This window comes from Membranihabitans marinus, from assembly GCF_019802045.1.
In the GTDB taxonomy this organism is placed as follows: domain Bacteria; phylum Bacteroidota; class Bacteroidia; order Chitinophagales; family Saprospiraceae; genus Membranihabitans; species Membranihabitans marinus_A.
Map to the genome: position 1 here is coordinate 17,177 of NZ_JAHVHU010000011.1, position 25,491 is coordinate 42,667.

Consider the following 25,491-nt stretch of genomic DNA (forward strand, 5'->3'; position numbering starts at 1 on the left):
AAAATGGACTGCATTCATCGATGAAGCAAACATTTTATTCTTGAAATATTATAGTTTTGAAATAAGTGTCCCAGGCCATGCAGATTTAGCAATGGCGGATTCCTCTTCATAAATATGGTGATCATTTTACCTTGAACCAGCTGCTACCCAACTGCAAGACCGTATTACATGGTTTTCTTTTTAAAAACTTATGGATTTAATGAACTTTATTGTGTCCGTTCAACGATAAATTCTTCTCCTCTTTCTCATCATTTTCTTTATCATCAAATCCCTGGATCCCATTCACTGTGGTATACTTCATGGTATACTTTTTATCCGGATTGATGATATTGAAAGCCGATTGCAAGGCCAGGGTGGATTCGTGGAATCCACAGAGGATCAACTTCAGTTTTCCCGGGTAGGTATTCACATCGCCGACCGCGTAGATACCAGGCATATTCGTACTGTAATCGGCGGGATCGACCTTGATAGCATTCTTTTCAATTTCCAGTCCCCAGTCTCCGATTGGGCCCAACTTCGGGCTTAAACCAAAGAGGGGCAACCAGACATCCGTATATTGTTCTTCCATTTCCCCGCTTTTGTGTTTGATCACCACAGTATCCAGAACATTGGTTCCTTTGACATCAACAACTTCTGCATTGGTCACCACATTGATCTTTCCAGCATCCTGTAGATCATACATTTTCTGAACAGAATCCCGGTGCCCTCGGAAGTTATTACGTCGATGTACCAGGGTCACAGCTGGTGATAATTCTTTCTCGGCAAAATAATTGGCCCAATCCAAGGCGGAGTCTCCCCCACCAGATATCACGATTTCCTGATTGATAAACAAATCCGGATCCCGGACAAAGTAATGCACTCCTTTGTTCTCAAAATCAGCGAGCGCTTCGATGGGTGGTTTGCGCGGTTCAAAAGATCCCAGACCACCGGCAATAAAGACGACCGGTGCGCGATGGACTGTGCCCAAATTAGTGGTCACCACATACTGGCCTTCTTCATCTTTTTGGATGGTTTCTGCACGCTCTCCCAAGGTATAGGTTGGCTTGAACGGTTCGATCTGCTGCAGCAGGTTATCTACCAGGTCACCCGCCAGTATCTCAGGGAAACCAGGTATATCATAAATGGGTTTTTTGGGATAAATCTCACTGAGCTGTCCACCGGGAATCGGCAAGGCATCAATCAGATGGCAATGCAACTTTAACAATCCGGCTTCAAAAACAGTAAACAATCCAACGGGGCCTGCCCCTATAATCAAAACTTCTGTTTGTATCATTTCAATTTTCTATTAGCGTTTCAGTTAATGTATTTAATTTTTCAACTTTCCTCTTAAAATCTGAACCAAATAGAGGTCTTACCCTATGTAAATGATTAGCAAGCACATTCAGTTCATCCGGAAGGTTCTTTTCCAACAATTGTCGCAATCGCTTGGCCAGAGTCGGTGACTTTCCATTGGTGGAAATGGCGATCTTCACGTCTCCTTTTGTGACCACCCCGCCGAGGTAAAAGTCACAAAGATCGGGTTTATCTGCGACATTGATTAATTTACCAGCAGAACGTGCATCTTTTCGGACCCGTTGGTTCAATTCCGATCGGTCCGTTGCGGCTATTACAAGATCCCCCAATTCGATATCCGTCGATTCATATTTCCGATGATGGAAAGATATATCGTATTGCCCTGCATGGGTCAGAACCGCATCTGATATTTCCGGAGCTACGACTGTCACATGTGCATCGGGGCTGTTTTTAAATAGAAAATGCAATTTTTCCTCGGCCACCGATCCCCCGCCAATGATCAAGATATGCAATCGATCTGTACGAAGAAAAATAGGAAATAACGTGTTGGTCGGTTTCATCAGCTGATTTTTTTAGACGTGAACGAAACAACCGATTCATCGTAGGCATGAAAATACCCGGGACGAACATGACGGGCCGCTTCGCCTATAATGATCACCGCGGGATTTTGAATGCCTTGCTGTGCGACCAGTCGTTCGATGTTGGACAGCTGACCAACTACGGTTTTCTCAGTCGGCAAAGTACCGTTTTGAACCAGCGCCACCGGATACTCCGAACCATGATGTGCACGAAAACGTGCCACGATCTGGTCGAGTTTACGCGTTCCCATGAGAATCAATACATTACTGCTTGATTGGGCGGCATAGTCAATATCTTTGGTGATTTCCCCTCTGGCATTGGTGGCGGTCAGTACCCAAAAACCCGAACTGATGCCCCGTTCGGTAATAGGAACTTTGTTGTAGGCCGCAATGCCGCTGTAGGAACTGATTCCCGGAATGACCTCCACGATCAATCCATGTTTTTCTGCATAATCGATTTCTGTTTGGGCGCGACCAAAAACCATCGGATCACCCCCCTTCAACCGGACCACGGACCCACACTTATGTGCCAGTTTGACAATCAGCCGATTGATTTCATCTTGTGTATACCGGCTCCATCCCCTGCGTTTCCCCACAAATACTTTTTGTGCGTGCGGGGCATAAGCGAGCAATTCATTATTAACCAAAGCATCAAAGAGAACCACGTCAGCAGATTGCAACGCTTCAATAGCCTTGACAGTGATTAGTTTGGGATCGCCGGGTCCACCCCCGACGAGGGTCAATTTGGGTGTATTATGCGTTTTCATAGTGACTGTTTTTTTGATATTGAATGATTTCATTTTTCAAATCCTGTGCTTCTGCCATATACCAGGAAGCAAATTCTTCGTTCGGTTCGTATTGTCGCATGCTCAAGACCAGTTCTTTGTACGAATAGTCTTTCTGATCCAAGAGAGAACCAAAATGCAGGTCAAACAACTCGATGATCCGATGCTGCGTGTTAAGCTTTTCATCGGTATGGATCAGCATGGACTTGGCCAGGTGGATCAATGCCGTATACGTGTGGTAAATTCCACGGGCATATTCACCCTGGTCGTATTCATTTTGAGCTCTTACGAGTCGTTCATCGGCTTCATCGATCAGTACCAGGGTCAGATCAATCACCACGCCGGCACATTCACCGACCCCGATGGCCTTGACATAATCTTTCTCGCGCCCCCAATCCTGGAACCATTCATCTTCAAAGTCAGTGGTATCTGCCAGTGGCTTCAATAACTGGTAGAAATAATCCTTTTCTTTTCTCAGGTAATACGTCGTAAAATCTTCTTTACCCAGTTTACCCGCACTGTAATCATCCAGCAAAATACGTAGCGCCTGGTCGGATTTCTTCGAAGGCACTTTGATGACCTTATCCGCAAATCGCCCTTCTCCGTTTCCAAAATTTCTACCCCCCAGAAGGATCTGAGACGCCGGTGCCACTTTTTTATTGACCCGAATGGTCATGCCCTGAAAACCAATCGCAGCGAGGGAGTGCTGCCCACAGGCATTCATACACCCGCTGATTTTAATATCAAGGTCCTTAGAAGCGACCAGCTCAGGATATTCAGCTTCCAGTAATTCGGTCAGCCGGGTAGCCAACCCCATGCTGGATGCAATCCCCAGGTTGCAGGTGTCCGTTCCCGGGCAAGTAACGATATTTCCCAATCCCTGCGGACCTGTCTGTGTCAATGCCAGGGACTTCAAGGCTTTATACAATGCAGCCAACTGGGAGGCTTTGACATATCTGATCACAAAATTCTGATGGATCGTTGTCCGGATATCATCCAGGCCAAAAGAGGCCATCACCTCGATCAGAGCGCGGGTTTTATCGGTCGAAATATCTCCATTGTGGATACGAAGACCGACGGTATAGTACCCCGATTGTTTTTGACGGGTTGTATTCGAAGCGAACCATTCCCGAAATCCCGGATCCGACAGGTCAAAAACATATTTTCCATCCACCGCATCGGTTTCCTTTTCACTGTATTCAATTGGATAACTGGTGAATGGCAAAACCTGCCGTTCTTCTTCTGCGCGTCGAATCAGTTCTTCCGCTCCCACATCCTTAATAAGGTATTTCATACGGGCTTTATTCCTGCGGTCCCGCTCCCCATAGCGATCAAATACGCGAATCAACCCCTCTGCAAAAGGGATCAATTGATCAGCCGGTAAAAATTCATAGGCGATATCGGCAAGATTGGGCTGAGCGCCCAAGCCGCCGCCGATCAGCACTTTAAACCCATGGGCTGTCTTTCCGTGTACTTCATGTACCTTGGGGATCAAGCCAATGTCATGAATATAGCTGTAATAATCATCATCTTCTGCGGCAGAAAATGATATCTTGAATTTACGTCCCATATCTTGACAAATGGGATTTCGTACCAAATACTCAAAAACTGCTTTGGCATAAGGGCTGATATCAAAGGGAGCATTGACATGTACGCCTGCCAGGTGCGATCCGGTCACATTCCGAACGGTATTCCCACACGCTTCACGGATAGTGATTTCATCGTGTGCCAATTCTTCCCAGAGTTCAGGAGTATCTTCGAGCTTGACAAAATGGATCTGAATATCCTGCCGGGTTGTGATATGCAGATTACCCGTGGAATACCGATCCGATACGGCAGCAATCCGAGCGAGTTTCTTTCTGTTGAGTGCCCCATAGGGGATTTTTATCCGAACCATCTGAACGCCTGGTTGGCGTTGTCCATAAATTCCCCGTGCCAGACGCAGGCTTTTAAATCGGTCTTCGGGAATGGCCCCGTTTTTAAACTTGGCAATTTTTTGTCCCAGCTCGAGCAGTTCTTCTTCTACCACCGGATTTTCTAATTCTGTTCTAAAGCTTTGCATAGTGTAAGGTATTAGTGCGCCGCGATGTTGGGTGTAAGGACGCTGCGCTTGGTTTTGGTTATTGATTATGGGTAGATTAATCTACTCTGAGTGCAAACCGCATTCTTTCTTTGACGTTTCCCACCACCACCGACCAGCTCGAATATCTTCGCCGGGCTGTATCGCTCGGGTACACGGTGCACAACCAATACTGACAAATCCATGCTGATGTAATTTATTTTGCGGTACATGATGGTTCTTGAGATATTCCTCTACCTGATCTAAAGACCAGTACAACAATGGATTGAACTTGATTATATCAAATTTTGGATCGTATTGAAAACGACGCAGTGCCTGTCGATTCGGAGACTGTCCGGCGCGCAACCCTGTAATCCATATATTGTATGGCTTCAATGCTCTCGTCAGCGGTTCCAGCTTCCGTATACCACAGCATTCTTTCCTGTTCTCGATCGAATCATAAAAGCTGTGTGGTCCTTTTGATGTTACCAACTTCTCAACCGATTCCTGCCGGGGGTAGTACACCTCAATGTTTTTCCCATATTTCTTGCGTGTCAGATCAAAAACTTCGTACGTTTCCTGAAATAATCGGCCGGTATCCAACGTAAATACGGGTACATCCAGCTCCTTACGAAACACGAGATCGGAAATCACCTGATCTTCCTGGCCAAATGAGGTGGAAAAAACTGGCCGAAACCACGTGTGATCTGATAGCCACTGAAGTGCCGGAAGTGCTTTAGCATTGCCTAATATTTCATTTAATAAATCGATATTATATAACTTTTCCATGAGTGTATTAATGTACTTTTAAAAGAATGGATTGCGGATAGGAGGAACCTGGAATGCAGGCCTCCGGGCATATAGGGCGAATAATATAGCAAATACCAGATGCGCTCAGGCATCAGTGTTCGCATCAATTCAATCTATATGAATGAATTTTAGCAACAACAACAGCAACACATGCACATGTGTGGCATAAGCGTACTTGAGGAGGAAAAATCAACAACAGAACAGTGATCGTTCTGGGGTAGTCGGGAAAGAATTGTTTGACTTGCGTCCATGACTAATTTACTTTTCAATGATTTATATTTACTTTAATAAGTCAGGATTTGGCACCTTCCATTTAAGGGGCTGCCAGAGGGTCACCGAGCCTGTCTCTCACCTCTTCTTTATAAACCAATTGAACTTTGCTATAACCTCTTTTGAGGCGCAAAACACAACTGAAGATAGAACAAATATAGAATGCAATATTTTAAATAACAAATCATTTCATTACATTTTTTTAATAAAATATGATCTGCCCATTCAAACTCCAATAAAACAGGGCGTTGACCACCTTTTATTTTATAATAAAAAAAGACGACTTGCTCCAAAAAGAAAGATCGGAACAGCTATAAAGAGGAATAAATTTGTAACCTTTGCGCTTCTTTGTACTCATATCATTCATCGACAAATTTAGTTTTATATTTCAGAAGGTTGGCCTCAACTTTTACCCGGGTAGGATGTTAAAACCGGACCTTGATATCAAAATATATACATGGTTATGAAAAATTTGATACTATTTCTATTTATCAGTACGGTTTCCTTCAATCTATATGCTCAGGAATCCAAGCAAGATCAGCTTCAGGCAAACGGGGAAGATTCGATCAAAGTATACTATCTCAATCAGATGGTTGTGAATACTTCCATCAAGGAGACAAACCTGATGAAAAATATTCCGTCTTCGGTGTCTGTATTGTCCCCCAGACAGATCAGCGACGGGAATATAGAGTCTCTGACAGAACTGAGTGGCTATATACCTAACTTTTTTATTCCTTCCTATGGCTCCAAGGTATCCACGCCCGTTTACATCCGAGGTATCGGAGCGCGGAACGGCCCGCAAACGGTCAGCTTATATGTGGACAATGTCCCCAGATTCAATACCTCGACCTATGATTTTGAATTGCAGGATATTCAGCGTGTAGAAGTACTGAGGGGTGCTCAGGGCACATTGTACGGCCGAAATGCAATCGGTGGTATTGTGAATATATACACACGTTCCCCCCTGCGTCACCAGGGATTGGCTGCCAGTGTCGGGGCGGGGAATTACGGTCATTTCCATGCCAAAGCTTCCACATACAACAAACTGGGAAAGAGTGTCGGCCTTTCTTTGACGGGTTATTATAAAAGGCACAATGGTTACTTTGTCAACGATGAAACAGGTGATCGTGCTGATGATTCTGAAAGTGGCGGGGCGCGTTTAAAGCTGGAATGGCTGATTTCTTCTAAACTAACAGCCAAAGTATTTTCTCATTTTGAAAACACCTCCCAAAGTGCCTTTCCATACATGAATTTAGCGTCCGGACGAATTGAAAATGATTTTCCCGGATCCTATAACCGGGATTTATACACCAACGGACTGTCTCTCCGTTATTTTGGCAATGGGTACAGTCTCAATTACACGGCAGGATATCAATTCGCCAAGGACAGAATGAAGGTGGATCAGGACTTTTCACCCGAATCCATATTTACATTGAACCAATTTCAGAAAGAACATGCGCTGAGTCAAGAACTCACCCTAAAGTCAGAGAGTGACCATCCGTATCAATGGGTCCTAGGCGCGTTTGCGTTTTCCAACAACAACACCATAAAAGCACCAGTCACGATCGAAAAAGATGGGGTGGCTATCCTGCAGGCACAACTGGACCGAATCGGTGGCGGTAATCCGGCTGTACCTGAAATCACCTACGTGAACGACCAAATTGGTTTTCCGGGTACGTATAAAAAACCGTCCAGCGGCGTCGCAATTTTCCACCAATCTACCTTAAATAAACTTTTCGGTGTCAATGGCTTATCAGCTACGGGAGGAGTCCGATTTGACTACGAACGAACGGGAATTGATCTGGATGCAAAAAGCCAGGGTGCCGACATACAGATAAAATTGAAGCAACCACCAGGGGTTCCTCCTTTTACGGTTAACGGAGACACTTCCTTTTTAGAAAGTTTCTCTAAAAACTACCTGGAAATATTACCCAAGCTGGCTTTAGGTTATAAAGTATCAGAATCTACCTCACTTTATCTGTCGGCATCAAAAGGCTATAAATCCGGCGGATACAACGAACAGGCTTTTTATAAAGTCCTTCAAAGCTCCCTGATGGAGTCTCTGATACGGAATGCATTCCAAGGATTCCCTGGCCCCGGCGGTCCCGGTGGTGGCCCCGGCGGTCCACCCTCTGGAACACCAGAACTGACCCTTGAAGAAAAAATGTCGTACGAACCAGAATTGAGTTGGACATATGAACTTGGCGGAAGAAGTGAGATGCACGACCGAAAGTTGTTCACCACCTTCGCTGTTTTTTATATGAATGTGGACAACATACAGATTACACGGATCGTAGACCAGCAAGGCACTGTGGGACGCAGTGTCACCAATGCCGGTCAATCAGAGAGTAAGGGCGTGGAACTCAGTGTCCGCTACAATCCGGATCCTTCCTTCACCTTGTATGGCGAATACGGTTTTGCAGATGCCCGCCTTAGCAATTATGCGCAGGAAGAAATCGATTATTCAGGAAATTACATCCCTTTTGCACCACGACACACCATGAATCTGGGCGTGAGTTATCTGCATGAGCTCAAAAAAGAGTCGTTTCTCGATCAAATAGGAATAAATATCCAATATGCTGGTGCAGGAAAGATGTACTGGACCGAAGCAAATGATGAATATCAACCCTTTTATGGTCGTACAAATGGTAAAATAAGCTTCAAAAAAGGAAACTTTGGTTTAGATTTCTGGGGTAAAAACATCTTCAATACCGGGTACAATGCCTTCTATTTTTCATCGACGGACATGAGAGGATTTGAAAGTCACTATGTTCAGAAAGGAGTTCCCAGCCGCGTGGGTGTAACATTGAATTATAATTTTGACAAATAAAGTTTAACTACGCACCGGATATTTGCTTGGGATCGGCAACTCCTAGTGCTCTGTATCATAAAATATTATAAATAATAATTTACAATATATATAAATGACTCACGCAGTGCACCACAAAATTGGGCCGTAGTAATTTATCGATTAAACCACCAGTGCTCCAATTCAAAAATACCGTACGAAATTTATAAATCGAAGCACACGCTGGTTATCCAAAACAAATCCACCGCATCTACTTTGTGTTGAATAGAAGTTCTACTTCGCACTTCCTCACAATTGATCACATTGTCCAATAGGGGTAGAACTTTTTATAAAGTATTTCAAAAATGCCAAATAAAAGGTACCCGTTCATTGCTTGCATCGATGACCGAGCATGCAGGAGAACCTACAACTTACTGACTGTGGCATAAAATTTTATACTTTTAGATCGTGGATAAATAAAAATAGAAATACCTTTGTGCCCACAAACGCACGATCGTAGCCCATGTATGAACTCACTATTCTGATCCCGATATACAACGAAGCGGAAAATATCCAACGACTTGGGAAAGAATTAAACGCCTACCTGACCCAGGCATCAAAGCGCACCAGTGTCCTTTTGATCAATGACGGATCGAGTGATGAGAGTCAATCGGGCATTGAAAATATATGTGAGAAATACAAAGACTTCAATTACATCACCCTAGCACAAAATGGCGGGCTAAGTACAGCACTTAAGGCAGGCATTGACCAGGTCAGGTCACCCTTGATCGGCTATATGGATGCCGATCTTCAAACCACGCCGCAGGATTTTGAAACACTTCTACCCTACCTTAACGACTACGATTTGGTCAATGGAGTGCGTGTAGACCGGGAGGATTCGGGAATTAAAAAGCTCTCATCGACGATTGCCAACAAAATTCGACGCTCTTTCACCGGGGATGGCATGGATGATACGGGCTGCCCGTTAAAAATCATACGTGCAGAATATGCCAAAAACATTCCGATGTTCCGAGGATTGCACCGATTCCTCCCGGCGATGATTTTACTCCAGAACGGACGGGTTATTCAGGTGCCGGTCCGACACTTTCCACGCACTGCTGGAACCCCCAAATACGGTTTACTAAACCGGATCTGGGGACCGCTCATCGACTGCTTTGCTTTTCTGTGGATGAAAAGGAAATACATCCGGTATGAGATAAAAGCAAAAGGATGAGTACCTGGGTTATATATGGCATTGGATTTCTTGCTCAGCTGCTTTTTTCCAGCCGCCTGATCGTGCAATGGTTGCTTTCAGAACGATACAGGCGGGTGATCACGCCCTCTATTTTTTGGAAACTCAGCCTGCTGGCATCCCTTCTACTATTTGCCTATGGCTATTTCCGGCATGATTTTGCCATTATGTTGGGGCAATCCCTAACTTACTTCATCTACATCCGCAATCTCCAACTGCAGGGAGAATGGCAAAAAGCCCCCAGAGTGGTTCGGTATATCTTACTATTGGTTCCTATTATTGCGGTAATAGTCGGGTACAACCACAGTACGTATGATTTTTCACTCCTCCTAGACAATGAGAGCATTCCATATTGGTTATTGATGCTCGGTATTGGTTCCCAAATTCTGTTCACATTCCGATTTATCTACCAATGGATCTACTCCGAAAAATACAAAGTCAGCGAATTACCTGTTGGATTTTGGCGACTGAGTGCAGCTGGCGCTACACTCATTCTGATCTATGCGATCTTTCGACGGGACCCTGTACTCCTGGTCGGACACATCGCCGGTTTGACGATTTATGTACGAAATATTGTGATCTGGAAAAATCAAAAGTATGAAGTTTCCTGAAAAGCTGTACCCATTTGCGATTCTGTTCGTTTGCATCATTTTGTTTCTTCCCCACCTGGGAATCCTTCCGGTCAATATAATGGAAGCCAGAAACTTTATTACCGCCCGCGAGATGCTCCATGATCAGCACTGGATTCTGACGACCATGAACGCTGAACCGCGGTATGAAAAACCACCATTGCCCACATGGATCACGGCGCTATCAGGAGCTGTATTTGGTTTAAAGAATACAGGACCATTGCGTTTTCCCGCTGTTCTGATGGCCGTATTATTGGCGTGTACTTTTTATTACTTTGGAAAAAAGATCTCCAATAATGCTCGGTATGCCCTGAACAGCACCCTACTCCTGATGACGTCATTTTACATATTGTGGGCGGGACGCAATGGTCAATGGGACATCTTTACCCACGCATTTATGATGGGTGCCATATACCAGATATACCGGCTATTTACTTCAGAAAATCACCGGATCGGTCACGCACTGATGGCTGGATTATTCCTAGGATTTTCGTTTATGAGCAAAGGTCCGGTATCACTCTATGCTCTCTTTTTACCCTTTTTGATTGCTTGGGGTTGGGTCTACCGATTTGGTGCTTCAGCTAAACCCAATCTTCGTAAACTATCACTCCCGATTGTTCTGCTGGTGCTTGTCAGCCTAATCATTTCCAGCTGGTGGTATGTTTATATCTATCTTTTCGATACACACGAAGCGCAGGCCATCACCACGAAAGAGGTGGCCAACTGGCAAAGTTATCAGGTAAAACCTTTTTATTATTACTGGAGTTTCTTTATTCAGAGCGGCGTCTGGACTATTGCTGCATTTGTCAGTTTACTGTACCCGTACCTGCGCAAACGAGTACCCAATTTAAAATTATATCGATTCACGCTTTTGTGGACATTGGCCTCCGTGGTACTGCTATCCATTGTTCCTGAAAAGAAAGCACGGTATTTGCTTCCGGTCCTGATTCCCCTGGCATTGAATACAGGGTGTTACATGGAATATCTTTTTCGTCGGTATGGTCCCAAAATGAATAGTATGGAAAAAATCCCAGTGTGGGGTCAGTTTGGACTGGTAGGTACTCTGGGTATTATTCTGCCTTTTGCTGGGTATGCCGTTTTACAAGAACATCTTACGGGCTATTGGTTATGGTTTATTTTACTCGCTATTGCGCTCCCGATCCTTGGACTGCTTATTTTCCGAGCATTGCTAAAAGGTCAGATCGACCGGGGATTTTATCTGACCATCGCATTCATGGGTACAATTGTACTATTTGGGTTTCCTTTGTCTGACGCCATGGCTGTAAACCCCCAATACAAAGGACTGTCCGAGCTCCACAAGTGGGAAGACTCGACCCGGCTTCCAGTGTATGAATTCAAGGAGGCATCGCCCGAATTGATCTGGGATTATGGTGCCCCCCTTCCTGTTCTTTACTGCCAGGATACCTTTTCAGTTCCGGATCAAAACAAATTTGGATTGTTGGCTTTCGATATCCTGGAGGAAGAGGTGCATACCGTGTTCAAAGATTTCCACATTAAAAAAATCGGACACTTCGATATGAATCCCCGCGGCCCCACACAAAGCGGGTACAATGGTCGTTTGTATCGTGATTTTTATTTAATCTCCGCTCAATAACATCGGTCCCACAACATACACCTTTGATTCCTCTTTCATGTGCATGGTATCAGAAAACAGCCAGTATAAGAACAGACATCTTTTAAATATTCAAAGGAAACCACTTCCAAATTCAGGCTGATGGGTTGATGACCAGGCATCCTTTCCCATTGGCACATAGTATAGCCTCCACGGGTAGGTCAAGACGCCTCATCGAACCCCGGTGTTGGAAAAAAAGGAAGAATGGGTAATCAAATGTATCCGGAACATCAATAACTGTGTTTGAGATTTATTTCCAGTAATCATTCGCTGCAGCCACCGTCTGAAAATTAATAGCAACAACCTGTGATGCAGCAGTCAGCCCCATCGCATCTTCTGCGTAGTCGTTCCGCAGCCTTTTTAACACCTCGACATCGGGTTGTGTGGATTTCACACCCATACGAGATAATTTCAAAGCAAGTTCAAAACCTTCCTGAGCGGTTTTGGTCTGAAGCGAAGGAAGCCATACCTCTTGATTGGACATAATAATTATAGATTTAAATGAAAGAAAAGATAAATATATAAAATATGATGGGTTGTGTACCTGTTTTACGGAAAAAATTAAGATCATCGAATCCTGATTACAATATCTGTCCGACAGCAGATTATCTCATCTATTTTTAATATATTGGGACAAAAATAACTACCAATCCATGGCCCAATTTATAAGTCCAAAGTATGCCAACCTTCGGGAACTGGCGCAGGAATGCAAAGCAGAATATCAATCGGCTCGACCTTTCCCCTATATTTATTTTGACAATTTCTTTGATCCAGAATTTCTCAGTTCGGTACTCGATGAATTTCCCGACCTGGAGAAGAAAAAAGAAATACATTATAGCAACCCCAATGAAGAAAAATTAGCTACCCGGGGTGAATACTCCTTTCAGGAAAATACCAGAAAACTGGTTCATTATCTAAACTCCCAGCCCTTTCTTGAGTTTCTCAATGAAATGACGGGAATTAAGGAAACGCTCGTGCCCGATCCCTATTTTGAGGGTGGTGGATTCCATCAAATCAAGCCCGGCGGGTTTCTGAAAGTCCACGTCGACTTTCACAAACACCGGAAAATGAACCTGGACCGGCGATTAAACCTGTTGATTTATTTGAATAAAGACTGGAAAGAGGAATACGGGGGGCACTTTGAACTGTGGAAAACCGACATGTCCGAATGCGGTGCCCGGATCGCTCCGTTATTCAATCGGGTCGCTCTGTTCTCCACCACCGATTTGTCGTACCACGGTCATCCGGATAAACTGACCTGCCCGCCGGACCGCTCCCGAAAGTCGCTGGCACTTTATTACTATTCCAATGGCCGGTCAGATTCTGTCGACACGGTAACCGGCAAACGGATTACCACGACGTTTGCCTCCCGCAAAGGGCAAGATTCTCCACGAATGAAAGTGTACAACAATGCGGTCAATCTGGCCAACGACTTGCTACCACCCATCGTGGTCCGGACCATCAAAAAGTTCAGGAACACATGAGTAATTTTTAATTCTCATTTTTTAGTTTTTAATGGAGCATTCCCGGGTTGGAGAGATAGCAATAATTATGGGGGATGTACTTTTGGGGAGAAATCTGAAATCTGAACCTGAAATCAAATAAGTATGCGACGGCTGATCATAGGAGATATACACGGAAACCGGGATGCCTTATTATCTGCACTGGAAGCGTCCAATTATGATCCCACATCGGATCGATTGTTCTTTGTGGGTGATTACATTGACCGACACCCCCATTCGAAGGAAGTTGTAGATCTTATACTGACATTCCCGGACAAGGTCTGCATTCGAGGCAATCATGATCAGTTTATGATCGATTTTCTTCACCAGGATCATAACCAAAAAAGCATTTCATCCGTGTGGGCGGAACACGGCGGGCGATCCACTCTGGAAAGCTATGGATTTAAAATGAGATCCAATAAAAAAAATAAGATCTTATCTTCCGGTACAATTCCTCCGGATCACGTCGATTTTTACAACTCACTCATACCATACCAAGTCACACCGGACAACAAAGCTGTGCTGCACGGCGGATTTGATCTCAATCTCCGGGACATGTCAGCAAATTATATCATCTGGGATCGACTGATGTGGAAGACCGCCATCGAAGAACACGCCCGGGGTCAAGCCACCTTCTCCTGCTTTACAAGGTTTCAAATGTTATTCATCGGACATACCAATCTACTGAGTTTCCCGGGTCAACAAGAATGTTTGCCCCAAAAAAGATTAAACGTCTGGAACATTGATACCGGCGCTGGATTTACCGGTCCATTGACCATCATGGATATGGATACGGAGGAATTTTGGCAATCGAAGTAAAAAAGCACTTTTCCCGCCCAGCTGTGGTGTCGAGTTTTCCCACACTTTATGGGTTATGGGGTTTCCCCACCCCCTTGATCCCCCGCCAGCGGGGGACACTTGTGCCAATCCCCCTCATCACGCTTCTGCATCAATCTCGATTCTGGTGAACCAATGACCCACGAAGTCTTTCTTTGGGATGATTCTGGGAAAAAGATGCACAAAATGAAGTATTTAAACTAGGATCTCCCCCGCTGGCGGGGGCCGGGGGGTGGGACAAGTGCATTTGAGGTAATCCAGTCTCCTATAATTATTGATACATCATCAATCTTATTCAATACTTCCCATGATGAAAATCTTAACGTGGTAAAACCCATATCAGATAATCTTTTGTCTCGTTTTTTATCTCTCCTGCATGCATCTTCACTCTCGTGCGTAAGGCCATCCACTTCGATGATGAGCTTAAGGGGAAGACATACAAAATCGACAATGTATGAACCAATTGGACGCTGTCGTCGAAACTGATATCCTTTCATTTGTCTTCTGCTTAATAGATACTTCCACATGCAAGCTTCAGATTTGGTCATACTTTTTCTGTTATGGTTTGCTGAACCTCTCAGATTTCTATTGTAATAGTGATGTCCCATAGGCCTGATCTTTCTAGGATTTCTATCCACAGATCGTGGATAGAATGTACAGAAATAATCTCAATTATTTCTATTCATTTTTCCGAATTTATCACCCCTCTCCTGTGGTGTCGAGTTTTCCAAACCCTTCATCGGTTATGGGGTTTCCCCACCCCCTTGATCCCCCGCCAGCGGGGGACATTTGTGCCAATCCCCCGCCAGCGAGGGACACTTGTGCCAATCCCCCGCCAGCGAGGGACACTTGTGCCAATCCCCCGCCAGCGGGGGACACTTGTGCCAATCCCCCTCATCACGCTTCTGCATCAATCTCGATTCTGGCGAACCAATGACCCACGAAGTCTTTCTTTGGGATGATTCTGGGAAAAAGATGCACAAAATGAAGTATTTAAACTAGGATCTCCCCCGCTGGCGGGGGCCGGGGGGTGGGACAAGTGCATTTGAGGTAATCCAGTCTCCTATAATTATTGATACATCATCAATCTTATTCAATACTTCCCATGATGAAAATCTTAACGTGGTAAAACCCATATCAGATAATCTTTTGTCTCGTTTTTTATCTCTCCTGCATGCATCTTCACTCTCGTGCGTAAGGCCATCCACTTCGATGATGAGCTTAAGGGGAAGACATACAAAATCGACAATGTATGAACCAATTGGACGCTGTCGTCGAAACTGATATCCTTTCATTTGTCTTCTGCTTAATAGATACTTCCACATGCAAGCTTCAGATTTGGTCATATTTTTTCTGTTATGGTTTGCTAAACCTCTCAGATTTCTATTGTAATAGTGATGTCCCATAGGCCTGATCTTTCTAGGATTTCTATCCACAGATCGTGGATAGAATATACGGAAATAATCTCAATTATTTCTATTCATTTTTCCGAATTTATCACCCCTCTCCTGTGGTGTCGAGTTTTCCAAACCCTTCATGGGTTATGGGGTTTCCCCACCCCCTTGATCCCCCACCAGCGGGGGACATTTGTGCCATAAACGTTCTTGTCTGTTGATAGTCGATAATGAAAGTACAGTGGCAAGCCTTTTTATGGCGCTGCATCAAAGCATAATCAAGTTATGATAACCATCTAAAAGTGTAAGCCCCAGGTAAATCCAGGAGTGGTGTAAAAATTCTTTGTCTACCACTTCCAAATCCATCACTACGCAAACCGGATGTAGAAGAACAACACAATCGCAGTAATAATCCCCCACCAGAGGAGTGGACTGCGTATCCCTTTGTACAGTTCACGCTCCCCGACCGGTAATTTTAAGCTGTCCCTGGTCCAGATCAATCCTTCCAGTTCAGCAGCGGATTTCGGTTTGGTAACCAAACTAATCAACACACAAATACCGATGCAAACCCAGAAAACGATCCCGGTTCGATTGAAAAAAGGCATATCAGGAAACCACAGCTCCATCGCAATAGACATTGGAATCGTCAGAAATCCGGCAGTCAGTGCACCGGCATTTGTCGTTCGTTTCCAGAGAATGCCGAGTAAAAACATCACAGCAATCCCCGGCGTAAACAGACCGTACGCATTGAGGATATACAAAAAAACCGGTTTGTCGGAATGCTGTAGGAACACCGCAGTTGTAATAATACCAAGCAAAATAATAACCGCTCCCGAGATGCGGCCAAAACGAACAGCGCTTTTATCCGACGACTTATTTTTAAAAAAAGGCAAATAAATATCAACTGTCAGTATGGTTGTAGACGAATTGATGGCCCCGGACAAATGCGACATCATAGCTGCTATAAGACCGGCCATAACCAGACCGACCAATCCGGCCGGTAGCAAGGTTTCGACCAATAATGGGAAGAGCAAATCCGGCTGATCGAGATCCGGAAATATTTTTGGCGCGACCAATGCCGGAACAACGATAATCAACGGAATAAGAAATTTCAAATAATCACTGAATATCACTCCCATCCGGGCATGCCACTCGTTCTTGGCAGCCATCACCCGCTGTACGATAAACTGATTCGTCGCATTGTAAAAAACACTAATGCATATGATTCCGCCCAAATACATGGTCCAGGGAAAATCCGGATCATCGGCCGGATAAAACATCTGCCAATCGCCAGAGGTTTCCCAGACCGCCGACCATCCCCCGGTCTCCTGAATCGTAAAATAACTTAATGCAAAGCCCCCAAATAAAAGCACGCCGAGTTGGAGCATCTCCGTCCAGACGACGGCCCGCAATCCCCCGGCAATGGTATAAATCCCTGTCAATACCGCCAAAACGATGGCACTGGTCATGACCGGAATATCAATCAGGGTATGCAGGGCTAATGCGCCCAGATAGAGTACTCCACCGATCTCGACCAAAATATAAGTCAGTAAAATCAATACCGAATAAACGGTCCGGGCGGCCGTTCCAAACCGGTGATACAAAAACTCGGGCACCGTATAGAACCCTTTTCGTAGATAAAAAGGAAGAAATATCCACAGCAATGCATTGAATCCGATCAGAATAGCGCCCCACTCGATAACCACAGCCACAAAGCCCCGATCGTAAGCCACCCCCATCACGCCAACCAGATGGTGGCTGCTGATATTGGCTGCCACGATACTCCCCCCGATCATGTACCACGGCAATTTATCACCCGCCAGAAAATAATCTCTCTTTGATTTGGTACCGCGCATTGCTGCATAAATCCCAAGGCCAAAAACGGCAATGATGTACAAACTAAAGACAGCAATGTCGAGCGGGGTCAGATTTAAATTCATATTACTTTTTCTCTAAATGCTTTAATTCTCTTAAGGTATCTTTTATCAATACTTCCAGACAGCCAGCAGCAAATGGAGTCTGCCACACGGCATAAAGGTCCTGATCATACAGGTCTTTCGGTGGAAAATATCCGATGGATCCATTCACCAGATTACCAACCACAACAGGAATTCCCGGATAGGAAGCTCTTATCATTTCTTGAAAAACCGAATAGGCTTCATTGGGATGTACGACCAGGTAGGCGCCGCCCAGTTTCCAGATCCAGACAGCAATAACCGTTTCATCTCCGTCTCCAATGCCGGCACGGATCCCCATTTTTCGCCACAATCGTTCTTTTGTCACGGGATCATTCGTGTCCCGCCAGACGGTTTCCAGTTCGGCGTAATCCGGAAAATCTTTGAGGAGATACCGGATATCCCGTTTGACCGGTACGCACGCATTTGACACGGTTTCAGGAATTTCATTCCATATGGCCAGGGGCGCACCAGACTCCACCACTCCGTCAAATACCGGTACAGTGCCCGGTGCGGTCATCGATTCCAGCGTACTCAATACCGCATATCCCAATTGCCGGCCATGGCCATCCGCCAACTCTGTGTCACCGGAATACTGCAGGAGCGGAGCCAGATCGCCGGATGCTCCCTGAATGAATAAGGATGGAATTCCCATCGTTTCTCGAATCGTCTCCCGCATCGCACCAATGTAATCCGGCGAGATCAGCGTATTCTCCCAACCGAGTGTGGTCGGATGACAGGCGTAGTTTACGATGGTCGCAGTGATCTGACCGGACTCGTTCGTAATCCGACCGCACAACAAGGTGTCGTCGGCTTTTTTCTCGGGGTTATAACCGACCAGGTATCGATTTTTTCCCGGGTCTTTCAGGTCCCGGTTTTTAGCCAACCCACATTGGCCATAGGCCCAGGACAACAATGATTTTTTCGCTTTCGATACCGCCTTTTTAATACTGTCTACGGCAACATTTTTGATTTTATTCAGATACGGCTCGATGAGTTCACCACCGGGTTGATGCACGTCCTTCCGACAGGTGGAGGGTCCCGCATGCGTGTGGGAAAGACAGATCAAAAGCCGGTCCGGAGTCAGACCGCAGGCTTCTAAGATCTCATTTCGCAGAATCAGCTCATCGTTCCGATCCTTCCACCACCCCAGATCAAAACCCAGCAACACCAGTGGTTTTTCCTTCTGGTTGCTCTGAAAAGTGACACATGTCATATGAAGCGGTCTGTGAATACCGGTAGCGACCGGTGAGGTGGAAGCCCCCCAGTTCCCCAAATAAATGCCTGCTGGCGGTGTCATATCAGCCTCTGCTATTCCTATATACCCGCAAAACGAATTCGAAATTTCACACTGTGTATTTGCCATGATTACTCCATTTGTTTCATTAGGGTCGTATGAGACTCAGGCCCCCGTCCAGCACGACGGCATGACCGGTCATATGTACATTGTCCGGATGGCAGAGTTGAACAATTTGAAGGCCCACATCTGCGGCACTGAGCAGTTTTTGAATGGGCACTTTAGCCGCTGAGTCTTTTTTTAATGCCGGATTATCAGCCCATATTTTCCCGCTCAAGCCGGCATCTACATAGCCGGGTGCAATCTCATTGACCAGAATCTGGTGCGGTGCTAACTCCAGCGCCATACTCTGACAGAGCATGCGAATGGCTGCTTTGGACACAGAATAAGCCGGCAATTGAACGTGAACAGCATGACCGGCCCAACTCCCCACAAAGACTACCCGTCCAGGCTTTTCGGCTTCGACCAGGCGCTGGGTCGCATATTGGGTCATGTAGAATGCTCCATGGAGATTCACCTGAATTTCCCTGTCCCATTGGTCCGTCGATACCTCATGAATGCCGGCAAGAGTCGCCGTGGCGGCATTAGCCACGATCAGGGAAGGCAATCCCAATTGAGACTCCACTTCATCCAGCCATTGGTGAACGTCCGCAGCCACGGCCACATCGGTTTTGGTATACATCGCTTTGACTCCTTGCGCCTCCAACTTGTCCAAAAGACCTTGGGCTTCACTGCTTTCATATAGATCAGACAACGCTACATGAGCGCCACTGCGGGCAAATTCCAGAGCGGTGGCCCGGCCAATATCACCGAGCCCCCCGCTGATGACAGCTATTTTATTTTGATGTATAAGATTCATAAAATTATTTTATGTACTAAGCTAGCTATTACATTAGAAGGGCTGCTTAAGTCTTTGTTCACCTTCTATCAGCCACCGCGATTACCAATCTCCCACACTTCCATCCGGATAAAAGCTCCGTTGCAGAACTTCCTGCTCAAAGGGATGCTTTTTGACAACCGCCTCGTCAATCTCGATACCCAAACCGGGTTTCTGATTGGGCCGAACAATCCGGCCTTCTTTTTCCACCGTAAATCCTTCCCGGACTACCTCATCCCGCCATGGTACGTCCTGGTGTACACTTTCACAGATAAGATAAGAAGAACTGGAAAAGCCAAACTCAATCGAGGCCGCTGTGCTGACCGGTCCCTGTGGATTGTGCGGTGCGATAGCAACCCGATAGGCTTCCGCCAGTGCGGCTATCTTTCGGACTTCACTTAGACCTCCGCAGTGTGTAATATCGGGTTGGATGACGCTGACCGCCCGCTTTTCAAGCATATCCCGGAAGGCGTGTATTCCTGTCAAACGCTCCCCGCTGGCTATGGGTGTTTTTACTGCCTGCTGAATCGCAGCAATGTCATCCATTGTCTCCGGCCAGCAAGGTTCTTCAAAAAAATACAAATTATACGGTTCCAAAGCCTTTGCGAATAGCATGCCCATCCGCGGACTCGGTCGGGCATGACAATCCACCATAATATCAATGTCATCACCCACCGCTTCCCGCATGGATCGGACGCAAGCTTCTGCATACCGGACCGGTTTTAGCCCTTCCAAGACCATCGTTTCGGGAACAGCCATCGATTTAAAGGCTGTAAAACCCTCCTCCACAGCCTGATGGGCCAGTTCACCAAACCGGCTGGCATCTTCCGGATCGGTCTCGTAAAAATCTTCCATCTTTCCTCCCCCCAGGTGCGAATACAACCGGATATAATCCCGAACCCGTCCGCCCCACAGTTCATGGCAGGGAACCCCTTGAATCTTTCCGAGTATATCCCACAAAGCGATATCAATACCACTTATGGCCGTACCTCGAACAATTCCATTTCCATGCCAAAAATGCTGTCGATACATCATCTGCCACAGGTGTTCTATACGACGTGGATCCTCGCCGATCAACAGGGTAGCCAAGTCTTCAATGGCGCCTACCACGGATCGGGTATGCCACTCCAAGGTAGCTTCTCCCCAGCCCCACAATCCGGGCTGATCGGTCTGAACTTTGACAAAGATCCAGTTGCGCATCCGGGCATGGCATACAATCGCTTCAATACCAGTGATTTTCATGGTTATGGAGTGATTTTATGGTCCTCAGCAACAGGTGTTAATAATTCCTCCATAACCGCCCTGGTCGCTTTCAACGTCAATTCAATATCCTCCTCCGAGTGCGCATACGAAATGCTGCCTTGCTTGATCGGCAAGGGAAAGTTGAACACGCCTTTTTCGATCAGTTTCAACCGGTACGCTCGATCAAATTCAAAGTCATGGTGTTCCAGAATGTCATGAAAATCAACCGGCGCATGATCCATGAAGTAGGTACAAAACGCTGATCCCTGGCGAGCCACCACCACATCCAAATCAAAATCAGCGAAGATTTCATTCAGTCCATCCTCCAGCATGCGACCTAAATGTTCGATGTGATCATACACCTGATGTTCTTCAGAACCCAATTTCCGAATGGTCGCTATGGCTGCCGCTGTAGTTAGAGGAAACGCATTGAACGTTCCGGCAATGAGTACTTTTTTATCTTTATCCGGATGATTGAAGTAATCCATGTATTCCTTTTTACCGCCGATCACACCGAGGGGATAACCATTGGCTACCGCTTTTCCGAAAGTACTCAAATCTGGCGTCACTCCGCAGATGCTTTGATACCCGCCCAGCGCATGCCGGAAACCAGTTTTTACTTCATCAAAAACGAGTAAGAAATCATGAGCATCCGCTAAATCACGAAGGCCCTGAAGATAACCTTTCAAGGGCTTTACCACCCCGATATTTTGCAAAATGGGCTCAGTCAGGATACAGGCCACCGGATATCGTTTTAGGGTATATTCTACAGAGTCCAGATCATTGTAATTTATGATATGAACCAGGTGTTTGGCGGATTCAGGAATACCGGCAGAGATCGCATCAAAAGGATATTCACCGGGACTGACCCGCGGTCCGACCGCCTCTTTGGAGCTGATCACATTGCAGGCCACATCATTGTGCCAGCCATTGTAACCACCCTGCATAATAATCACATGGTCCTTCCCGGTCACGGTTCGGGCAATACGGATCGCATGGTAAGTCGCTTCAGATCCGGTATTACAAATTTGCACACTGTCGACGCCGGGAATCGCCTCGCAAAATAGCTGCGCCAGCTCGCCCTCCAGATCGGTCGGTCCGGCCCCCATGAGCAAGGCGTTGCTGTTCATCGTTTCGGCTACTGCGGCATTGACATCGGGATCATTGTGCCCGAGAAACGAGGCCGAAAACCCCGCCTGATAGTCGATGTATTCATTGCCATCCAGATCTTTCACCCTGCTCCCCTGCCCTTCCGTAAAGCAAATATTGGGTTCGGATTTCCGGTTTAGTGAAACCACGCCACCTGGTATCCATTGTTTGTTTTTTTCTATTAATTCTTTCGATTTTTGCCGATTGTTCATTTGTTTTCTTTCGTTTAAAAAATTGAAGTGGCTATTAAATAATCCATCGTTCAAATCCAATTATTGCTTTAATTGTAGGCTAAGCTAAACCTCGTATGTTTGTTTTAAGCGGATGAATAACTTGACAGCGTCTGAGAATTGATGGATTTAGGAATACTTTTATCCTCTATTCTGATATCCTTCTAGAGCGCTAGATGCTGACCTGCCAGCGTTTTTTTCTCGCGTCCAACCGCTGACAGGTTCCATCCAAGTTCTTATTACATTCAGCTAAAATATTTAATAGGTATATTTTAGATATAATCTACCAAACCGGTCAGGTTTAATCTATTTATCAAAATTGGGTATCCGCATACTTTCACCGTCGTTCAAAGCAGACTGATGCGCGATGATCCCCGGCGCTGTATAGGCCAGCGCTTCATAAATATTCACTTCCGGTTCGCGATCTTCCAACAAAGCTGAAATAAACTCATGCGTGATAAACGTATGCGAACCACCGTGGCCACTATTGTGTCGCATGGCCTGAGGCAGCATGTCCGTTTCCCACCACATTTCCTGGTCATAAGTTTCCATCTCCGGATGAGCCACGGTAAACCCACCATCATCTTTAGTCATCTTCTCCCCGGCATACACCACGTGGGTCGGTTCATTTTTATAAGCCATGTAATAACTCATTTTATCACCCCGCCATTCACCGCGTTCGCAATGCGCCAGCGCGCCTCTCCAACACACCTCAATATCGAATGCATTGCCCCGATCTGTCCGGTAAAAAGCAGCTCCGTTCCAAAAGGGGTTGTTGTACACATTGTCCTGAAGGATCGGGTCATCATCGCCCCATCCATGACCGGTGACCCGTGAAAGTCGCTCCCCGGTCACTGCGATAAGGTAAGCCGTACAGTGCGTTGGATACAACAATGGGGGCATCCCGTGACGCCAGGTTCGGCTGCCATCCTCCTCAAAATAAAGCTCTTCCAACCCCGGGTGGTAATACTGTGCTGAACTGCTAAATATATCACCAAACCGGCCTTCCTTATACATTTTCTTAGCGGTAATGGTCTCTTGTCGGTAGGTCGACGTTTCCGCCATCATATACTTCAATCCAGTCCGCTCTACCGCCTCCAGCACTTTGTAACATTCTTCAATCGTCATGGCTGCCGGTACAGCGCACAACACATGTTTACCGGCGTTCAGAGATTGAATCACATGATCGGCGTGATCCGGCATCGGTGTGAACAGAGCGACAGCTTCTATTTTGGGATCTTTTAGTAAAAGTTCCAGAGACTCATAGGATTTGCGACACTCGTACCGTTCCATGAGTTTCTTACGTCGATCCGGACGCAAATCACTGACGGCCTCCACAATGACGTTGGGATGTTCATTAAAGTAAAAACCCAGTCCAAACCGCCCCCCAACGACGCCAACCCGGATTTTTCGCGACGAGGTTGGTGGGCCGGCAAAGGCAAACCGGGAGGATACAGCTAATCCGGCAGCCGTTGTGGCGGTATTGATCATAAATTTTCTTCTGCTATTCATTGCTTTATATATTAAATGATTTTATGGTTTATAAAATTTGAGTTTTTACTGTTCATCTCCCTTTGAATAAATTCGAATTTCAAAAAGCATCAAAACCTCTGTAATCGTGATACTTTTCAAAAAAATACGGATCATTATTTCTTATCAAAATTCGGGATTCGCATGCTTTCCCCAGCATTTAAAGCCGACTGATGCCCCACGATTCCCGGTGCGGTATAAGCCAAAGCCTCATATATATTGACCTCTGATTCGCGATCTTCTACGATGGATGATATAAATTCATGGGTAATAAAAGTATGCGATCCCCCGTGACCACTGTTGTGACGCATAGCTTGAGGCAGCATATCTGTTTCCCACCAGATTTCCTGATCATACGCTTCCATTTCCGGGTGCGCCACGGAAAAGCCGCCATCATCTTTAGTCATTTTTTCACCGGCGTACACCACATGGGTCGGTTCATTCTTGTAAGCCATATAGTAACTCATTTTGTCACCTCGCCATTCACCCCGTTCGCAATGGGCCAGAGCTCCTTTCCAGCACACTTCGATATCGAAGGCATTCCCCCGGTCTGTTCTATAAAAAGCGGAACCATTCCAGAAGGGGTTATTGTAATCATTATCCGCTAAGATCGGATCATCGTCGCCCCAACCGATTCCCGTCACGCGGGACAATCGCTCTCCGGTCACAGCGATGAGGTAAGCCGTACAATGTGTGGGATACAACAAAGGCGGAAAACCATATCGCCAGGTTCTGTTCCCTTGTCCATCATAAGCCAATTCTTCGATACCCGGATGGTAGTATTGGGCCGCGCCGCTGAAAATTTCTCCGAATTTTCCTTCCTTATACATTTTTTTGGCCGTGATGGTTTCCATCCGGTAGGTAGACGTTTCTGCCATCATATATTTGAGTCCGGTGCGTTCCACCGCTTCCAGGACCTTGTAGCATTCCTCGATGGTCATCGCTGCTGGAACTGCACACAGCACATGTTTCCCTGCATTTAAAGTCTCTATAACGTGCGCCGCATGATCGGGTGCCGGCGTGAAAATAGCAACCGCTTCTACTTTGGGATCCTTCAACAGCTTGGTTAAAGATTCATAAGATTTCTCACACTCATATCGTTCCATCAGTTTTTTACGTCGGTCCGGGATCAGATCACTGACCGCCTCAACGATGACATTGGGGTGTTCATTGAAATAAAACCCGAGACCAAAGCGTCCGCCAACGACACCCACCCGTACTTTTCGGGATGATTTTGGTGGACCGGCGAAGGCGAAGCGAGGGGAAAGGGCTAACCCTGCAGTTGCTGCAGCCGAAGTAGCAAGGAATTTTCGACGAGATGTACACGAATTTAATAATTCTAACATATTAATAAATTTCAGATTTTTTTTCTATTAATGAG

Annotated in this window: 22 protein-coding genes and 1 riboswitch; of the genes, 6 read left to right on the plus strand and 16 right to left on the minus strand. The window is 45.9% G+C overall.

What is annotated here, in order from left to right:
* Positions 1-196: 196 nt before the first annotated feature.
* The 5 genes from KUV50_RS12350 to KUV50_RS12370 all read right to left on the minus strand — a co-directional run bounded on the left by KUV50_RS12350 (position 197) and on the right by KUV50_RS12370 (position 5,504).
* Positions 197-1,273, minus strand: a complete 1,077-nt coding sequence (locus tag KUV50_RS12350) for an NAD(P)/FAD-dependent oxidoreductase (protein WP_222580472.1) — start codon at positions 1,271-1,273, stop codon at positions 197-199.
* Between the two features lies 1 nt (position 1,274).
* Entirely contained in the window at positions 1,275-1,853 is a 579-nt protein-coding gene (locus KUV50_RS12355) for a bifunctional precorrin-2 dehydrogenase/sirohydrochlorin ferrochelatase (protein ID WP_222580473.1), read from the minus strand.
* A complete protein-coding gene (gene cobA, locus KUV50_RS12360) occupies positions 1,853-2,638 on the minus strand; it encodes a uroporphyrinogen-III C-methyltransferase (RefSeq protein WP_222580474.1) in 786 nt (261 codons plus the stop codon). The genes KUV50_RS12355 and cobA overlap by 1 nt, the downstream gene beginning before the upstream one ends.
* Positions 2,625-4,718 (minus strand): nitrite/sulfite reductase, encoded by a 2,094-nt coding sequence (locus KUV50_RS12365; RefSeq protein ID WP_222580475.1) that lies wholly within the window; start codon positions 4,716-4,718, stop codon positions 2,625-2,627. The genes cobA and KUV50_RS12365 overlap by 14 nt, the downstream gene beginning before the upstream one ends.
* 81 nt (positions 4,719-4,799) lie before the next feature.
* On the minus strand, positions 4,800-5,504 hold the full coding sequence (locus tag KUV50_RS12370; protein ID WP_222580476.1) for a phosphoadenylyl-sulfate reductase: 705 nt from the start codon (positions 5,502-5,504) through the stop codon (positions 4,800-4,802).
* Between the two features lie 291 nt (positions 5,505-5,795).
* Positions 5,796-5,893, minus strand: a riboswitch (SAM riboswitch).
* A 365-nt stretch (positions 5,894-6,258) separates the two neighbouring features.
* Here KUV50_RS12370 and KUV50_RS12375 point away from each other — a divergent pair.
* From KUV50_RS12375 to KUV50_RS12390, 4 genes are all read left to right on the plus strand, one after another.
* Complete coding sequence (locus tag KUV50_RS12375; RefSeq protein WP_222580477.1) at positions 6,259-8,625, plus strand: TonB-dependent receptor; 2,367 nt, start codon at positions 6,259-6,261, stop codon at positions 8,623-8,625.
* A 481-nt stretch (positions 8,626-9,106) separates the two neighbouring features.
* The gene (locus tag KUV50_RS12380; RefSeq protein WP_222580478.1) at positions 9,107-9,817 is read left to right on the plus strand and encodes a glycosyltransferase; all 711 of its coding nucleotides are present in this window, start codon (positions 9,107-9,109) and stop codon (positions 9,815-9,817) included.
* The gene (locus KUV50_RS12385; RefSeq protein WP_222580479.1) at positions 9,814-10,446 is read left to right on the plus strand and encodes a lipid-A-disaccharide synthase N-terminal domain-containing protein; all 633 of its coding nucleotides are present in this window, start codon (positions 9,814-9,816) and stop codon (positions 10,444-10,446) included. The genes KUV50_RS12380 and KUV50_RS12385 overlap by 4 nt, the downstream gene beginning before the upstream one ends.
* Complete coding sequence (locus tag KUV50_RS12390) at positions 10,433-12,079, plus strand: ArnT family glycosyltransferase (RefSeq protein WP_222580480.1); 1,647 nt, start codon at positions 10,433-10,435, stop codon at positions 12,077-12,079. The genes KUV50_RS12385 and KUV50_RS12390 overlap by 14 nt, the downstream gene beginning before the upstream one ends.
* A 268-nt stretch (positions 12,080-12,347) precedes the next feature.
* On the opposite strand, the gene KUV50_RS12395 is transcribed toward KUV50_RS12390, so the two are convergent.
* On the minus strand, positions 12,348-12,581 hold the full coding sequence (locus tag KUV50_RS12395; RefSeq protein WP_222580481.1) for a hexameric tyrosine-coordinated heme protein: 234 nt from the start codon (positions 12,579-12,581) through the stop codon (positions 12,348-12,350).
* A 169-nt stretch (positions 12,582-12,750) separates the two neighbouring features.
* Between KUV50_RS12395 and KUV50_RS12400 the strand changes: the two genes are divergently transcribed.
* Together KUV50_RS12400 and KUV50_RS12405 are read left to right on the plus strand one after the other, a co-directional pair.
* The gene (locus tag KUV50_RS12400) at positions 12,751-13,581 is read left to right on the plus strand and encodes a 2OG-Fe(II) oxygenase (protein WP_222580482.1); all 831 of its coding nucleotides are present in this window, start codon (positions 12,751-12,753) and stop codon (positions 13,579-13,581) included.
* A 123-nt stretch (positions 13,582-13,704) separates the two neighbouring features.
* On the plus strand, positions 13,705-14,418 hold the full coding sequence (locus KUV50_RS12405) for a metallophosphoesterase (protein ID WP_222580483.1): 714 nt from the start codon (positions 13,705-13,707) through the stop codon (positions 14,416-14,418).
* Positions 14,419-14,636: 218 nt separating this feature from the next.
* On the opposite strand, the gene KUV50_RS19765 is transcribed toward KUV50_RS12405, so the two are convergent.
* The 10 genes from KUV50_RS19765 to KUV50_RS12455 form a co-directional block, all read right to left on the minus strand.
* The gene (locus KUV50_RS19765; protein WP_410000051.1) at positions 14,637-15,044 is read right to left on the minus strand and encodes an endonuclease domain-containing protein; all 408 of its coding nucleotides are present in this window, start codon (positions 15,042-15,044) and stop codon (positions 14,637-14,639) included.
* A 91-nt stretch (positions 15,045-15,135) separates the two neighbouring features.
* Entirely contained in the window at positions 15,136-15,324 is a 189-nt protein-coding gene (locus KUV50_RS12415) for a hypothetical protein (protein ID WP_222580485.1), read from the minus strand.
* 110 nt (positions 15,325-15,434) lie between these two features.
* Positions 15,435-15,842 (minus strand): endonuclease domain-containing protein, encoded by a 408-nt coding sequence (locus KUV50_RS19770; RefSeq protein WP_410000052.1) that lies wholly within the window; start codon positions 15,840-15,842, stop codon positions 15,435-15,437.
* A gap of 356 nt (positions 15,843-16,198) precedes the next feature.
* Entirely contained in the window at positions 16,199-17,770 is a 1,572-nt protein-coding gene (locus tag KUV50_RS12425; protein WP_222580486.1) for an SLC5 family protein, read from the minus strand.
* A gap of 1 nt (position 17,771) precedes the next feature.
* Positions 17,772-19,151 (minus strand): neutral/alkaline non-lysosomal ceramidase N-terminal domain-containing protein, encoded by a 1,380-nt coding sequence (locus KUV50_RS12430; RefSeq protein ID WP_222580487.1) that lies wholly within the window; start codon positions 19,149-19,151, stop codon positions 17,772-17,774.
* A gap of 19 nt (positions 19,152-19,170) precedes the next feature.
* Complete coding sequence (locus tag KUV50_RS12435; protein ID WP_222580488.1) at positions 19,171-19,941, minus strand: SDR family NAD(P)-dependent oxidoreductase; 771 nt, start codon at positions 19,939-19,941, stop codon at positions 19,171-19,173.
* Positions 19,942-20,022: 81 nt separating this feature from the next.
* Positions 20,023-21,201 (minus strand): galactonate dehydratase, encoded by a 1,179-nt coding sequence (dgoD, locus tag KUV50_RS12440; RefSeq protein WP_222580489.1) that lies wholly within the window; start codon positions 21,199-21,201, stop codon positions 20,023-20,025.
* Between the two features lie 2 nt (positions 21,202-21,203).
* The gene (locus KUV50_RS12445) at positions 21,204-22,562 is read right to left on the minus strand and encodes an aspartate aminotransferase family protein (protein WP_222580490.1); all 1,359 of its coding nucleotides are present in this window, start codon (positions 22,560-22,562) and stop codon (positions 21,204-21,206) included.
* 324 nt (positions 22,563-22,886) lie between these two features.
* Complete coding sequence (locus KUV50_RS12450) at positions 22,887-24,092, minus strand: Gfo/Idh/MocA family protein (protein ID WP_222580491.1); 1,206 nt, start codon at positions 24,090-24,092, stop codon at positions 22,887-22,889.
* A gap of 134 nt (positions 24,093-24,226) precedes the next feature.
* Positions 24,227-25,456: a Gfo/Idh/MocA family oxidoreductase gene (locus KUV50_RS12455; protein ID WP_222580628.1), complete on the minus strand. Its 1,230-nt coding sequence runs from the start codon at positions 25,454-25,456 to the stop codon at positions 24,227-24,229.
* Positions 25,457-25,491 lie beyond the last annotated feature (35 nt).